The following is a 13,699-nucleotide window of genomic DNA, read 5'->3' on the forward strand; positions in this document are numbered from 1 at the left end:
ACTCACTCATAACGTAGCGCCTGCGCAGGCTGGGTGCGCGCGGCACGCCAGGCTGGATACAGGGTGGCGAGGAAACTCAGGACCAGCGCGGCGCCGCAGACCATCAAGACGTCCTGGCTCTGCACCTGCGACGGCAGGTAATCGATGAAGTACACGTCGGCGTTGAGGAATTTATGCCCGATCAGGCCTTCCAGCGCCGAGATCGCGGCGCTGACGTTCAGCGCGGCGAAGATTCCGACCACGGCACCAATGGCCGTACCGACCACGCCGATGACCGTGCCCTGGACCATGAACGTGCGCATGATCGTGCCCGGCGTGGCGCCCAGGGTGCGCAGGATCGCGATGTCGCCTTTCTTGTCGTTCACCACCATCACCAGCGTGGAAATGATGTTGAACGCAGCGACGGCGACGATCAGCAGCAACAGCAGGCCTATCATGGCTTTTTCCATGCGGATCGCCTGATACAGGTTGCCGTGGGTGCGGGTCCAGTCACGGGCGTAGTAGCGATCTTCACCCAGTTCCCGGGCGATGCTCCACGCGGTACGCGGGGCCTGGAACAGGTCATCGAACTTCAGGCGCAGGCCTTGCACCTGGTCCGGCTTCCAGCGATGCAGCCGCGCCAGGTCCTGAAGGTTGGTAACGCCCAGGTAGCCGTCGATCTCGCCGGCGCCGACATGGAAGATGCCGACCACGGTAAAGCGCTTCATGCGCGGGAACATCCCGGCCGGGGTCACGGTGACTTCCGGGGCGACAAAGGTCAGCTTGTCGCCGATGGCCGCACCGAGCTTGGCGGCGGCCTTGTCGCCGATGACGATGCCGAATTCGCCCGGGACCAGGTCGTCGAGTTTGCCCTGCAGCATGAAGCGGTCGATGATCGACACCTGGCGCTCCAGCGCCGGATCGATGGCGTTGAGCAGGACTTTCGAGACCTTGCCGTTGTTGGTCAGCAAGCCCTGCATCTGGGTGAACGGCGCAACGGCCGTCACCTGCGGGTTCTGCTTGACCTTGGCGGCCAGGCTTTGCCAGTCATTGACCGGCTCGCCGGACTCGATGGTCGCGTGGGGCACCATGCCCAGCACACGGGTGCGCATCTCATGATCGAAGCCGTTCATGACCGACAAGACCACGATCATCACGACCACGCCTAGGGCGAGCCCGATCATCGAAGTCAGGGAAATGAACGACACGAAGTGATTGCGACGCTTTGCACGGGTGTAACGCGTGCCTATAAATACGAAGAGAGGTCTGAACATGTCGGGGCTTGTTCGGAGGGAAAAGGAACGTCCTTGTGGCGGGGGTCGAAAACCAGCTTTACACTCAGACCACCGCCGCTACCATGGGTTCGCCATGTCGACATTAGATGAAGAAGATCGCCGCGAATACTACCGTATCGAGGACACGATCGCACTGGAAATTCGGCCCCTGTCCGCTCTCGAAGCCGCAGGACAGGAAGTGTTGCAGGATGCTTCCCCGCTCTTCAACCTGCTCAGCGAACTGCACCTGAGCGAATTCGAGTCGCAACACCTGTTGCGCCAGATCAGCGAACGCGACCGCAACACCGCAGCGTTCCTCAAATCCCAGAATAAACGCATCGACTTGCTCAGCCAAGTGATCGCCATCACCTTGCTCGGCCAGATCGGCGAACCGCAGCCTGTCGTCATCTCCGAGGGCGGTATCGAATTTCAACATCCAACACCTATCGACACCGGCGCTCACCTGTCGGTCAAACTGGTATTGATGCCCCAAGCCCTGGGTTTGTTGCTGCGGGCTCGCGTTACCCATTGCGACCGCAAGGGCGATGGTTATGACGTCGGCACCGAGTTCGAACACCTGACCGATGCCCAGCGCCAACTGCTGGCACGCCACATCTTGCACAAGCAGGCCCAGGAACGACGCCTGGCCCGCGAACACAACGAATCAGGCATTTAACTTAAGGAACAACCGTGACCCTCATCTACGGCCATCGCGGCGCCAAGGGCGAAGCACCGGAAAACACCCTGACCAGTTTTCAGGAGTGCCTCAAGCACGGCGTGCGCCGTTGCGAACTGGACCTGCACCTGTCCAGGGACGGCGAACTGATGGTCATCCATGACCCGACCCTCAAGCGCACCACCGACCGACGCGGCAAGGTCGCCGAGCACCCGGCGGCTGACCTGGTCACTTACGACGCGCGCAAGGGCGGCCCGGGCTGGATCAAACCCTGCCCGATTCCGACCCTGGAAGAACTGTTCGAGAAGTGCGACTTCGACCACTGGCAACTGGAAGTCAAAAGCGCGTCACGCACCCGCGCGGCGACCACCGTGCTGGCGATTCGCGAAATGGCGCAACGCCATGGCGTGATGGACAAGGTGACCATCACCTCAAGTTCGCGGGAAGTGTTGAAAGCGGCGCTGGACCTGGTGCCGGACGTTTCACGAGGGCTGGTTGCCGAATACGCCTGGCTCGACCCGCTGAAGGTCGCGCAAAGCTACGGCTGTGAAATTCTGGCGTTGAACTGGACCCTGTGCACGCCGGAACGCCTGCAGAAGGCGCAGCGTCAGGGGCTGCATGTGTCGGTATGGACCGTCAACGAGCCTGCGCTGATGCGCAGACTCGCCGACTTCGGCGTTGACAGCCTGATTACAGACTTTCCCGGTTTGGCCAGCGCCACGCTCGAGAATTGCTGAAATCGGTCTCCCCGGCCGGCTCAGGCCACCGGCCGGAGCCCGTCAAAAAAGCCGGTTGAGGCCGTCGTACGCGGCGACCCGATAGGCTTCGGCCATGGTCGGGTAGTTGAACGTGGTGTTGACGAAGTACTTCAACGTGTTCAGTTCGCCCGGCTGGTTCATGATCGCCTGACCGATGTGCACGATTTCCGACGCCTGATAACCGAAGCAGTGAACGCCCAGCACTTCAAGGGTTTCCCGGTGGAACAGGATCTTCAGCATGCCCTGAGGCTCGCCGGCGATCTGCGCACGCGCCATGCTCTTGAAGAACGCCTTGCCCACTTCATACGGCACTTTGGCCTGGGTCAGTTCCTGCTCGTTCTTGCCGATCGAGCTGATCTCCGGAATGGTGTAGATCCCGGTCGGCACATCGTTGACGAAACGCCAGCTGCCGTTGTCGACGATGCTGCCAGCGGCCGAACGACCCTGGTCATGGGCGGCACTGGCCAGGCTCGGCCAGCCGATCACATCGCCGGCACCGTAGATGTTCGGCACGCAGGTGCGGTAGGCCTCATCGACTTCGATCTGACCACGACTGTTGACCTTGACGCCGATGTTCTCCAGTCCCAACTGATCGGTGTTGCCGGTACGACCGTTGCACCAGAGCAAGGCATCGGCCTTGATCTTCTTGCCGGACTTCAGGTGCAGGATCACACCGTTGTCCACGCCTTCGACGCGGTCGTACTCTTCGTTGTGGCGGACGGTGATGTTGTTGTTGCTGAAGTGGTAGCTCAGGGCCTGGGAAATTTCCGAGTCGAGGAAGCTCAGCAACTGACCACGGTTGTCCACCAACTCGACCAGCACACCCAGGCCGCTGAAGATCGAGGCATATTCACAACCGATCACGCCGGCGCCGTAAACGATGAGTTTGCGCGGGGTGTGACCGAGGCTGAGAATGGTGTCGCTATCGTAGATACGCGGATGGTGGAAATCGATGTCGGCCGGGCGATACGGGCGCGAACCGGTGGCAATGATGATGTGCTTGGCCACCAGCTTCTCTACCACGCCATTGGCGCAGACCACTTCGATGGTTTGCTCGTCGGCGAAGCTGCCGGTGCCGAAGAACACGTCGACCCGGTTGCGGGCGTAATAGCCGGTGCGCGAAGCAACTTGCTTGGAGATGACTTTCTCGGCGCTTTTCAGAACGTCCGGAAACGAGAACCAGCGCGGCTCACCAATGGCCCGGAACATCGGATTGGTGTTGAACTGCATGATCTGCCGCACCGAGTGACGCAGTGCCTTGGACGGGATGGTGCCCAAGTGAGTGCAGTTGCCGCCGACCTGCCGACGGCTGTCGACCATCGCGACCTTGCGTCCCGCCTTGGCGGCATTCATTGCCGCGCCTTCCCCCGCCGGGCCGGAACCCAACACCACCACGTCGTAGTTGTAGACAGCCATGCGTACTCCTCAGAACAGGCCGCGGCGCCCTCGGCACCTGCGGCTAAATCACGCCGATCTGCGGCGTGAAGGAACAATTTGGGGTCAGTGCAGAACCCGGACACAGTCTATAGAAGCGTCAACGCCGGGCACATTAACCCTTGGTCGCGTCGTAGGCTAGTTTTGCCTGCACTACAACGCCAGATTTCAATGCCCTAATCGCCGCGATTACTCGGTTTTTTCGCCACTCATGCGGGCAAAAGCGTGACTGCTGCGCGTGACGAAACCTGTATCGGCACGAATGACAAAGAATGCACCGATATCATGTTTTTCAGCGTAGTCCCAGCCTCGCTCCGGGCCGAGGATCAGCAACAGCGTCGATAAGCCATCGGCCATCAGGGCTGAAGGATGAATCACCGTGACCGAGGCAAGGGTATGTGAGACCGGCGCCCCGGTGCGCGCATCGAAGGTGTGGGAAAAACGCCGGCCGTCCTGTTCGAAATAATTACGGTAGTCGCCAGATGTTGACAGTCCGAAACCGTCGACAGCAATGATGCGCTCCACCACTTGCCGGTCATCCCGTGGTTCTTCCAGGGCGATGCGCCACGGCGCTCCATCGGGCTTGCGGCCGGACGCCTTGAGCTCTCCGGTGACTTCAACGAGGTAATCGTGGATGCCGGACTGATCAAGCTTTGCGGCAATGGTGTCGACGGCGTAACCGGCAGCGACGCTGTTGAAGTCGACTTCGACGGCAGCGTCCTTGCACAACTGGTCACCCTCGATACGCAGATGGGCATGACCGACCCGCTGCCGCACCTCGGCCAGCGCTTGCGCACCTGGGACTTTTTCCTCGCGAGCTTGCGGGCCGAACCCCCAGAGGTTGAGCAGCGGTTCCACGGTCAAATCGAAGGAACCTTCGCTTTGCCGGGACAACTGCTCGCCGACGCGGACCAGTTCGAGAATCGGTGCGGGCATGGCCTGACAGTGGTTCGCGGGCAAGGCGTTGAAGCGTTCGATGTCGGAGTCACTGCGGTAAGTCGACATTTGGCGGTCGACCTCAGAAAGGATCTTCTCGACTTCGGCGCGAACGTTTTCCGGGGCAGGAAGACCAGCGTGACGGACGTACTTGATCGAATACGTACTGCCCATGGTCGGGCCGCTGATACTCTCCATGGAGTCGCCGCTGCCGCAGCCAGACAAGGCAACGCACAACACCAGCAACGAACCCGTGCGCCCACTAAACAAATCCACCCCCTGACGACCCACCACAAAGTCGCCCCTATTATGCGGTACAACTGTAGGAGCGAGCATGCTCGCGAAGGTCATCAGGGCGCCACGCTTACCCAGCCAATCCTCAAAATCGTTAGCGTAGTCCATCACCAAAACCTAAAAATTATCCCCCAACATGATAACAACGCCATAGTGAAAGGGTCTGTCAGCCATTGCTCGAGTAATATGGGATGCGCATTTAAGCGAACTCTTTCCGGTCGACTTTATGCCATGGGTTCGTTGAGGAATTGTTTGCGGCGTAAATGCAAAAGGATCAAATTCTTTTGCCACTTTAAGGCTCGTGGAAAACTCGAATGCCTCGTTCGCGCTTTGATAAGAAAAACTGTGTTTTGCCTGCGTTGAAAGTTTTCCCCTGGCAAAAGCTGGAATCTCCTCGCGCAGCACAAACGAAAGGTAGTCCCAGGGCCTAATGACATACTTTTCATCAAGCCCATTGACGTCCCAACTGGCAGCGGTGAGCCTGAAGGTCTCTGCGCTAGCGTTGCAAATATAGAACATGACGTGACTGTGTGAAGTCACCTGCATTACCTTTTTCCATACTCCCTCCTCTTCTTCCGTTGCCTCATCGATAGCTGCTTGAAAATCTCCGCTATTGTTATCGCCCGTATCGTCCATGATATTTTCTCTGGGGTTATTGGTTTACCTGAAAATAGTACACCCTCGACTTTCAAGACATAGTGCATGTGTAATGACTTATTGCGCATGCGTCGTTCATGGGGGCGCGGGATCGGTAATGCATTGTTTTAGTCGATGGGAATCTGTGCCACTGCCTTCGCTGCGATCAATGTGACCGTTGGCATCCAGGTAAATATGCGTATTTGGCCACTTGGGTGTAATGTTAACGCAGTGTCGAAGAGTGCCATCGTCCCACCAGGAAATTTCCATGAAAAACTTCTCATCTGGAAAAAGAAAACCATAATCGCGCGTACCGCCTCCCGGCTGCATACGCCCCTTGAAAACCCGGTCCTGTACATTCCATATATATTTAAGTTCGCCCTTAGCATCTTCGGGATAGTAAATATTCACAGTCGGCAATGCAATATCCCAGTTAGTGATCACCAGAAACACAACTGGAACCCAAACCCAACGCCTATACCATTTTTTGTATTTAGTTGCACTCATGGACACGGACCCCCTCCCCCCATTTAGCTGGCGCAATGGCAAGCACTTCATCCATGATCATCATCGCAGTGATCCGCCCTTGAGGGTGCTGCATATAAAGTTTAATACCAATGCTTATTGAAACTCTATCAGCTACATCATCCCAAGACCGCAGCTTCGTCCAAGGGCTTGCTGTAGCTCGAGGACCGGGAAGTTCTCTCTCCTCGTTTGGGTTTAACAGATCAACGACCTTCCTCGCGGAGTCCGATACAATCTGCTCGGCTCCAGCGCCATCCAATAGGACACTTTCTGAAAGTCCACCCGAAACACCAACGTATCCATAGTGAATATTCGACCATATATCATAGTAATATTCATATTCCCCTTGCTTGTGCCTGACCGCACCGTTGTACATCGCCCGAAGTTTCGGCTTATGATCCCACTCCATGTTCTGCCCCACCTGCTTCGTCCAGAGCGCCATCGCCTCAAGCTTCTTCGCCCAGGCGATGGCTTTGAAATCCGGTGGCCCCGCCAGCCTCGCATACCACGGCAGCTCCCAAAACTTCTTGGCAGCCGCTTCACCGTCGTAGCTAATTAGTTCTTTCATTTTCAATACAGATGGGTGCCTGATGTTCCGATTCATCTCGCCAGCAATATAGCTGGCCAACTCTTCCATTTGATCTGGATGGTTACAGACTTTGCTTCCACCAAGGTCGCCGAACGGGCCAGGGACTTTATCTGCCAGCTTCTGATCAATCGCCTGGCGCGTGGTTGTAAAGCTGTTAGCCACCGGGGTCGCCGATGAACTTGCGACCCTGGTGGCCGGCTGCGCGGAGCCCTCCCTGCTTTGATAGGTGGCCGTGAGCACCGAGGGGATCAAGCGGGCTTTACATGGGCAATTACTGTAACTATCCAGCGTGCCAGCCATGGCCTTGCCATGACTGATCATGTGCGAGATGCCACCGACGATCCGATAGGTCTTCCCGTCTTTTCCGCAGGTAACTCGATCACCATCGCGGGCGTGGGCAATGCCATACATCATGAGCCGGGTGTCACCATCGAGAACCTTGCCATCACAGGTGGTTCGGTCATCCAAACCGATGAAATGTCCTTCTCTCATTGAATTTCTTCTCCATGACTTCCGGCCGAGCCCAGAAGGTTTACGAGCTTGGGTTGTGATCGTCAGCTGCCCGATCAATCAAGTGGGTACCGCCAGACTTCATCGCTCAGTCCGCAATAGATGGCAGAAAATCTTCGGCGATCGACACGCCTTCACGCGCAATAAACGAGAAGCCGTCTTGCAGGGTATTGATGATCTCGTCGCCATTGCTGAGCAGGCTGCCGACCAGCGCCACATCATTGTTGCCTTGGCCGGCGCCCGTGATGATCTGTGCCGTACTGCCATCGGCATACAGGACGTAGTCGCCTTTGCGTGCTCCACGCACCGACCGCCCATCTTCCAGGTTGAATTCCAGCGGCCCTGTCCCTTGCTCGATCACCCCGCCGTTACGAGTGTGGCTGCCTTCTGTGGCGCATCGGAAAATGGCGATAGCGGGATGAGTGTCGATATAAGTCTGCTGCTCACAAACAACCGCCCGGGCTTGTTCATTGAATTGCGCAATTTGCTGCTCAGTGAAATGAGGTTTGTCCAGACTGCGCAGATACTCTGGGGAAACATCGTTGGTATACGAAGGATGCAAGGGTGCATTCATTTCAACTCCTTATTTTTTGCAAGGGTGTTAAGAAATAATGCGACGGACGCTAACAGCGACGCGACCCTCACGGCAGGGTCAAAAGAACGAATAAGAAGTTTCGCCATCAGAAACAATCCTTTTCCTACAAGAGTGTTTCCAAGACAGAGTTATTCGGTAAGAAAAGTCTAAAAGGCTCACAAACAAAAACGCCCCGACCAAAGTCGGGGCGTTTTCAGGTACCGCTAGTGCTTAGCGCGGGAACGCTGGCGGGTTTACACCGGCCATGTCTTCCATCACGCGAACGACCTGGCAGCTGTAGCCAAACTCGTTGTCGTACCACACGTACAGAACAACGCGGTTGTCCTGGGTGATGGTCGCTTCTGCGTCCACCACGCCTGCGTGGCGCGAGCCAACGAAGTCGGTGGAAACCACTTCCTGCGAGTTGACGTAGTCGATCTGCTTGTGCAGATCCGAGTGCATGGCCATCTGGCGCAGGTACTCGTTGATCTCTTCGCGGGTGGTGGCTTTCTCAAGGTTCAGGTTGAGAATGGCCATCGACACGTTTGGCGTCGGAACGCGGATCGCGTTACCGGTCAGCTTGCCCTTGAGCACTGGCAGTGCCTTGGCGGCTGCGGTGGCGGCACCGGTCTCGGTGATTACCATGTTCAGCGGCGCGGCGCGGCCACGACGGCTGCCCTTGTGGAAGTTGTCGATCAGGTTCTGGTCGTTGGTGAACGAGTGAACGGTTTCGACGTGGCCGTTGACGATGCCGAACTTGTCATTCACAGCTTTCAGCACCGGCACAATGGCGTTGGTGGTGCAGGAGGCCGCCGAGATGATCTTGTCGTCAGGGCTGATGTCGCCATGGTTGATGCCGTGAACGATGTTCTTCAGCGCGCCCTTGCCAGGTGCGGTGAGGATCACGCGGGCAGCGCCCGGGCAGTTCAGGTGCTGGCCCAGACCGTCGGCGTCACGCCATACACCGGTGTTGTCGACGATCAGAGCGTTTTCGATGCCGTACTGGGTGTAGTCGACTTCGGCCGGGCTCTTGGCGTAGATAACCTGGATCAGGTTGCCGTTGGCAGTGATGGTGTTGTTGGCTTCATCAATGGTGATGGTGCCATCGAACGGACCGTGTACGGAGTCACGACGCAGCAGGCTTGCACGCTTGACCAGATCGTTTTCGGCGCCCTTGCGGACAACGATGGCGCGCAGACGCAGGCCGTCGCCACCACCGGTTTTCTCGATCAGGATGCGCGCCAGCAGACGGCCGATACGACCGAAGCCGTACAGGACAACGTCGGTGCCTTTGCGGGCGCAAGCGTTCTGCTGGCCAACCACGTCAGCCAGTTCTTCACGGACGAACTGCTCGGCAGTACGGCCATTGGCTTCGGCCTTGAATTTGGCTGCCAGCTTGCCCAGGTCTACCGAAGCAGAGCCCAGTTTGAGCTCGCTCATTGCCTTGAGCAGCGGGAATGTTTCGTGGACGGACAGCTCACTGTCGTCGGACTGACGGTGACGAGCAAAGCGGTGAGCTTTGAGAATCGCAATGACTGAACGGTTGATCAGGCTGCGGCCATAGATCGAGCTCACCACGTTGTTATTGCGGTAGAGCTGACCGATAAGCGGAATCATCGCTTCTGCGAGTGCTTCACGGTCGATCCATTCACCAAGACACTGGTCGGGCTTCTGAGTCACGGGAACCTTCCACATGTAGGGGCAGAAAAAAGGGGCTACATTATGCCGCCGAGTGACGCGTGTAGCAATGCGCGCCTGTCGTGCGATCCGTAACATTTTCCCGTCCAAAAAATTTTCGCAGCGCTAAGGCCCAATAAAACCGGGGCTTTCAGAAGAGTCAATTTTTTGGAGGCGCTGCTACCTTGTCCGTAACCCTCCGTAACACCCGTTGGTTTTATCACTACATAATCGGTTTTTATTGTTAAAAAACCGGGTTTATTTGTCTTTACCACTACATTTCGCCAAACCTGTGGATTAGACACAGTCTGCAACTGACAGGCGGCACTCCGGGCCGCTACACTTACCGACTTTGTCGCAACGCTTGGAGCTCAACCTTCCGTGCCCGTTCTGCGTCTACCGCTTCTCCCTGCCGCGGCAGGTAAACAGCACTGGGGCAACCTGCCCGGTGCCGCCCTGAGCCTGGCCATTGCCGAGGCCGCCAGCGCTGCCAAGCGCTTTACCCTGCTGCTGACCGCCGACAGCCAAAGTGCCGAACGGCTGGAACAGGAGCTGAGTTTCTTCGCCCCGGATTTGCCGGTACTGCATTTCCCCGACTGGGAAACCCTGCCCTACGATCTGTTCTCGCCGCACCAGGACATCATCTCCCAGCGCATCGCCAGCCTTTACCGGCTGCCGGAGCTTGCGCACGGCGTGCTGGTGGTGCCGATCACCACGGCCCTGCACCGCCTGGCGCCGACCAAATTCCTGCTCGGCAGCAGCCTGGTACTGGATGTGGGCCAGAAGCTCGATGTCGAACAGATGCGTACCCGCCTCGAGGCCACCGGCTATCGCTATGTCGATACGGTGTACGAGCATGGGGAGTTCACCGTTCGCGGCTCGCTGATCGACCTGTTCCCGATGGGCAGCAAGCTGCCCTACCGGATCGACCTGTTCGACGACGAAATCGAAACCCTGCGCACCTTCGACCCGGAGAACCAGCGCTCCATCGACAAGGTCGATTCGGTCAAGCTGTTGCCGGCGCGGGAATTCCCGCTGCAAAAAGATGCGGTCACCCGCTTCAAGGCACGCTTTCGCGAGCGTTTCGATGTCGATTTCCGTCGCTGCCCGATATTTCAGGACCTGAGCAGCGGAATCACCCCGGCCGGTATCGAGTACTACCTGCCGCTGTTCTTCGACGAAACCTCGACGCTGTTTGATTACCTGCCCCAGGACACCCAGGTGTTCTCCTTGCCGGGCATCGAACAGGCGGCGGAAAATTTCTGGAACGACGTGCGCAATCGCTACGAAGAGCGTCGCGTCGACCCGTCCCGTCCTTTATTGCCACCGGACGAACTGTTCCTGCCGGTAGAGGATTGCTTCGCCCGCCTGAAAAGCTGGCCGCGAGTGGTCGCCAGCCAGCAGGATGTCGAACCCGGTGTTGGCCGCGAGCGCTTCCCGGCCCGGTCGCTGCCGGACCTGGCCATCGAAGCCAAGGCCACCCAGCCGATGGCGGCGCTGGCTGGTTTCCTCGATCAATTCCCTGGGCGCGTACTGTTCACCGCCGAGTCTGCGGGCCGGCGCGAAGTGCTGCTGGAGCTGCTGGAACGCTTGAAGCTGCGACCGAAAACCGTCGATAGCTGGCCTGACTTTGTCGCCGGCAAAGAGCGCCTGGCGATCACCATCGCACCGCTCGATGAAGGCCTGCTACTGGACGATCCGGGCCTGGCCCTGGTCGCCGAAAGCCCATTGTTCGGCCAACGGGTGATGCAGCGTCGGCGTCGCGAAAAACGTGCCGACGCCAACAACGATGCGGTCATCAAGAACCTTACCGAGCTGCGCGAAGGCGCGCCGGTGGTACACATTGATCACGGCGTAGGCCGCTACCTCGGATTGGCGACGCTGGAAATCGACGATCAGGCCGCTGAGTTCCTGACCCTGCAATACGCCGAAGGCGCCAAGCTCTACGTGCCGGTCGCCAACCTGCACCTGATCGCCCGGTATACCGGCAGTGACGACGCCTTGGCTCCATTGCACCGTCTCGGCTCGGAAACCTGGCAGAAAGCCAAACGCAAAGCCGCCGAACAGGTGCGCGACGTGGCTGCCGAATTGCTCGATATCTATGCCCGTCGCGCCGCCCGCGAAGGTTACGCCTTTGCCGACCCGAAAGCCGACTACGCCACCTTCAGCGCCGGCTTCCCGTTCGAGGAAACACCGGACCAGCAAACCACCATCGAAGCCGTTCGCGAAGACATGCTCGCACCGAAACCGATGGACCGCCTGGTGTGCGGTGACGTCGGCTTCGGCAAGACCGAAGTGGCCATGCGCGCGGCGTTCATCGCCGTGCATGGCGGCCGGCAAGTGGCGATCCTGGTGCCGACCACCCTGCTCGCCCAGCAACACTACAACAGCTTCCGCGACCGCTTCGCCGACTGGCCAGTGACCGTGGAAGTGATGAGTCGCTTCAAGTCGGCCAAGGAAGTCAACGCCGCGGTCGCCGACCTCGCCGAAGGCAAGATCGACATCGTCATTGGCACGCACAAGTTGCTGTCCGACGATGTAAAAATCAAAAACCTGGGGCTGGTGATCATCGACGAAGAGCACCGCTTCGGTGTCCGCCAGAAAGAACAGCTCAAGGCCCTGCGCAGCGAAGTCGACATCCTCACCCTGACTGCCACGCCGATTCCGCGCACGCTGAACATGGCGGTGTCGGGCATGCGCGACCTGTCGATCATCGCCACACCGCCGGCCCGGCGCCTGTCGGTACGCACCTTCGTCATGGAGCAGAACAAAAGCACGGTCAAGGAAGCCCTGCTGCGCGAGCTGCTGCGCGGCGGCCAGGTCTACTACCTGCACAACGACGTGAAGACCATCGAGAAATGCGCCGCCGACCTCGCCGAACTGGTGCCGGAGGCACGGATCGGCATCGGTCACGGGCAGATGCGCGAACGCGAACTCGAACAGGTGATGAGCGACTTCTACCACAAGCGTTTCAACGTGCTGATCGCCTCGACCATCATCGAGACCGGCATCGACGTGCCGAGCGCCAACACCATCATCATCGAGCGCGCCGACAAGTTCGGCCTGGCACAATTGCACCAGCTGCGCGGCCGGGTCGGACGCAGCCACCACCAGGCCTATGCCTATCTGCTGACGCCGCCGCGCCAGCAAATCACCCCGGATGCGGAAAAGCGTCTGGAAGCGATCGCCAACACCCAGGACCTCGGTGCTGGCTTCGTGCTCGCCACCAACGACCTGGAAATCCGCGGCGCCGGCGAGCTGCTCGGCGATGGCCAGAGCGGGCAGATTCAGGCAGTCGGCTTTACCCTGTACATGGAGATGCTCGAGCGCGCGGTGAAGTCGATCCGCAAGGGCGAACAACCGAACCTCGATCAACCGTTGGGGGGCGGCCCGGAGGTCAACCTGCGTGTTCCGGCGCTGATTCCCGAGGACTACCTGCCGGATGTTCACGCCCGTCTGATTCTCTACAAGCGCATTGCCTCGGCCACCGACGAGGAAGGGCTCAAGGATCTGCAGGTGGAAATGATCGACCGCTTCGGCCTGCTGCCGGAGCCGACCAAGAACCTGATGCGCATCACTGCGTTGAAATTGCAGGCCGAGCTATTGGGCATCAAGAAGGTCGATGGCGGTCCGCAAGGCGGTCGCGTCGAATTCGCGGCGCAAACCCCGGTCGACCCGCTGACCCTGATCAAACTGATCCAGAGCCAGCCAAAACGCTACAAATTCGAAGGGGCCACGGTATTTAAGTTCATGGTTCCAATGGAGCGCCCGGAAGAGCGCTTTAATACTGTAGAGGCGCTGTTCGAGCGCCTCGTTCCGAAAACTGCTTGAAGGACG

11 protein-coding genes are annotated in these 13,699 nt (G+C 58.7%); 3 read left to right on the forward strand and 8 right to left on the reverse strand.

All coding sequences use genetic code 11. From position 1 onward, the window contains the following. Positions 1-2 precede the first annotated feature (2 nt). Positions 3-1,253, reverse strand: coding sequence for a lipoprotein-releasing ABC transporter permease subunit (locus AC07OG_RS10375; RefSeq protein WP_060540135.1), 1,251 nt, complete (start codon positions 1,251-1,253; stop codon positions 3-5). A gap of 94 nt (positions 1,254-1,347) precedes the next feature. Between AC07OG_RS10375 and AC07OG_RS10380 the strand changes: the two genes are divergently transcribed. Together AC07OG_RS10380 and AC07OG_RS10385 are read left to right on the forward strand one after the other, a co-directional pair. Next, on the forward strand, positions 1,348-1,929 hold the full coding sequence (locus AC07OG_RS10380) for a PilZ domain-containing protein (RefSeq protein ID WP_495066969.1): 582 nt from the start codon (positions 1,348-1,350) through the stop codon (positions 1,927-1,929). 14 nt (positions 1,930-1,943) lie between these two features. Beyond that, positions 1,944-2,666 carry a glycerophosphodiester phosphodiesterase gene (locus tag AC07OG_RS10385; protein ID WP_060540137.1) on the forward strand — a complete coding sequence of 241 codons (723 nt, stop codon included), beginning with the start codon at positions 1,944-1,946 and terminating at the stop codon, positions 2,664-2,666. Between the two features lie 42 nt (positions 2,667-2,708). Here AC07OG_RS10385 and sthA read toward each other — a convergent pair whose 3' ends face one another. From sthA to AC07OG_RS10420, 7 genes are all read right to left on the reverse strand, one after another. Next, positions 2,709-4,103, reverse strand: a complete 1,395-nt coding sequence (gene sthA / locus AC07OG_RS10390) for a Si-specific NAD(P)(+) transhydrogenase (RefSeq protein ID WP_060540138.1) — start codon at positions 4,101-4,103, stop codon at positions 2,709-2,711. A gap of 207 nt (positions 4,104-4,310) precedes the next feature. Then, positions 4,311-5,255 carry an FAD:protein FMN transferase gene (locus tag AC07OG_RS10395; protein ID WP_495067068.1) on the reverse strand — a complete coding sequence of 315 codons (945 nt, stop codon included), beginning with the start codon at positions 5,253-5,255 and terminating at the stop codon, positions 4,311-4,313. A 213-nt stretch (positions 5,256-5,468) separates the two neighbouring features. Then, on the reverse strand, positions 5,469-5,987 hold the full coding sequence (locus AC07OG_RS10400) for a hypothetical protein (protein ID WP_495066970.1): 519 nt from the start codon (positions 5,985-5,987) through the stop codon (positions 5,469-5,471). 96 nt (positions 5,988-6,083) lie between these two features. Continuing rightward, positions 6,084-6,494: a hypothetical protein gene (locus AC07OG_RS10405; RefSeq protein WP_495066971.1), complete on the reverse strand. Its 411-nt coding sequence runs from the start codon at positions 6,492-6,494 to the stop codon at positions 6,084-6,086. Continuing rightward, on the reverse strand, positions 6,481-7,593 hold the full coding sequence (locus AC07OG_RS10410; protein ID WP_495066972.1) for a polymorphic toxin type 44 domain-containing protein: 1,113 nt from the start codon (positions 7,591-7,593) through the stop codon (positions 6,481-6,483). The genes AC07OG_RS10405 and AC07OG_RS10410 overlap by 14 nt, the downstream gene beginning before the upstream one ends. Positions 7,594-7,699: 106 nt before the next feature. Beyond that, on the reverse strand, positions 7,700-8,185 hold the full coding sequence (locus tag AC07OG_RS10415; RefSeq protein ID WP_495066973.1) for a hypothetical protein: 486 nt from the start codon (positions 8,183-8,185) through the stop codon (positions 7,700-7,702). Between the two features lie 231 nt (positions 8,186-8,416). Next, positions 8,417-9,880, reverse strand: coding sequence for a glyceraldehyde-3-phosphate dehydrogenase (locus AC07OG_RS10420; RefSeq protein ID WP_060540141.1), 1,464 nt, complete (start codon positions 9,878-9,880; stop codon positions 8,417-8,419). Positions 9,881-10,243: 363 nt separating this feature from the next. On the opposite strand from AC07OG_RS10420, the gene mfd reads away from it, so the two are divergent. Beyond that, positions 10,244-13,693 carry a transcription-repair coupling factor gene (gene mfd / locus AC07OG_RS10425; RefSeq protein ID WP_060540142.1) on the forward strand — a complete coding sequence of 1,150 codons (3,450 nt, stop codon included), beginning with the start codon at positions 10,244-10,246 and terminating at the stop codon, positions 13,691-13,693. The last annotated feature ends 6 nt before the right edge of the window (positions 13,694-13,699 follow it).

Source organism: Pseudomonas sp. GW821-FHT09H03 (assembly GCF_059415945.1).

Coding starts and splice junctions, on each gene's coding strand:
- AC07OG_RS10375 (WP_060540135.1), bottom strand. CDS start 1,253: ATGTTCAGACCTCTCTTCGTATTTATAGGCACGCGTTACACCCGTGCA.
- AC07OG_RS10380 (WP_495066969.1), top strand. CDS start 1,348: ATGTCGACATTAGATGAAGAAGATCGCCGCGAATACTACCGTATCGAG.
- sthA (WP_060540138.1), bottom strand. CDS start 4,103: ATGGCTGTCTACAACTACGACGTGGTGGTGTTGGGTTCCGGCCCGGCG.
- AC07OG_RS10395 (WP_495067068.1), bottom strand. CDS start 5,255: ATGGAGAGTATCAGCGGCCCGACCATGGGCAGTACGTATTCGATCAAG.
- AC07OG_RS10400 (WP_495066970.1), bottom strand. CDS start 5,987: ATGGACGATACGGGCGATAACAATAGCGGAGATTTTCAAGCAGCTATC.
- AC07OG_RS10405 (WP_495066971.1), bottom strand. CDS start 6,494: ATGAGTGCAACTAAATACAAAAAATGGTATAGGCGTTGGGTTTGGGTT.
- AC07OG_RS10410 (WP_495066972.1), bottom strand. CDS start 7,593: ATGAGAGAAGGACATTTCATCGGTTTGGATGACCGAACCACCTGTGAT.
- AC07OG_RS10415 (WP_495066973.1), bottom strand. CDS start 8,185: ATGAATGCACCCTTGCATCCTTCGTATACCAACGATGTTTCCCCAGAG.
- AC07OG_RS10420 (WP_060540141.1), bottom strand. CDS start 9,880: ATGTGGAAGGTTCCCGTGACTCAGAAGCCCGACCAGTGTCTTGGTGAA.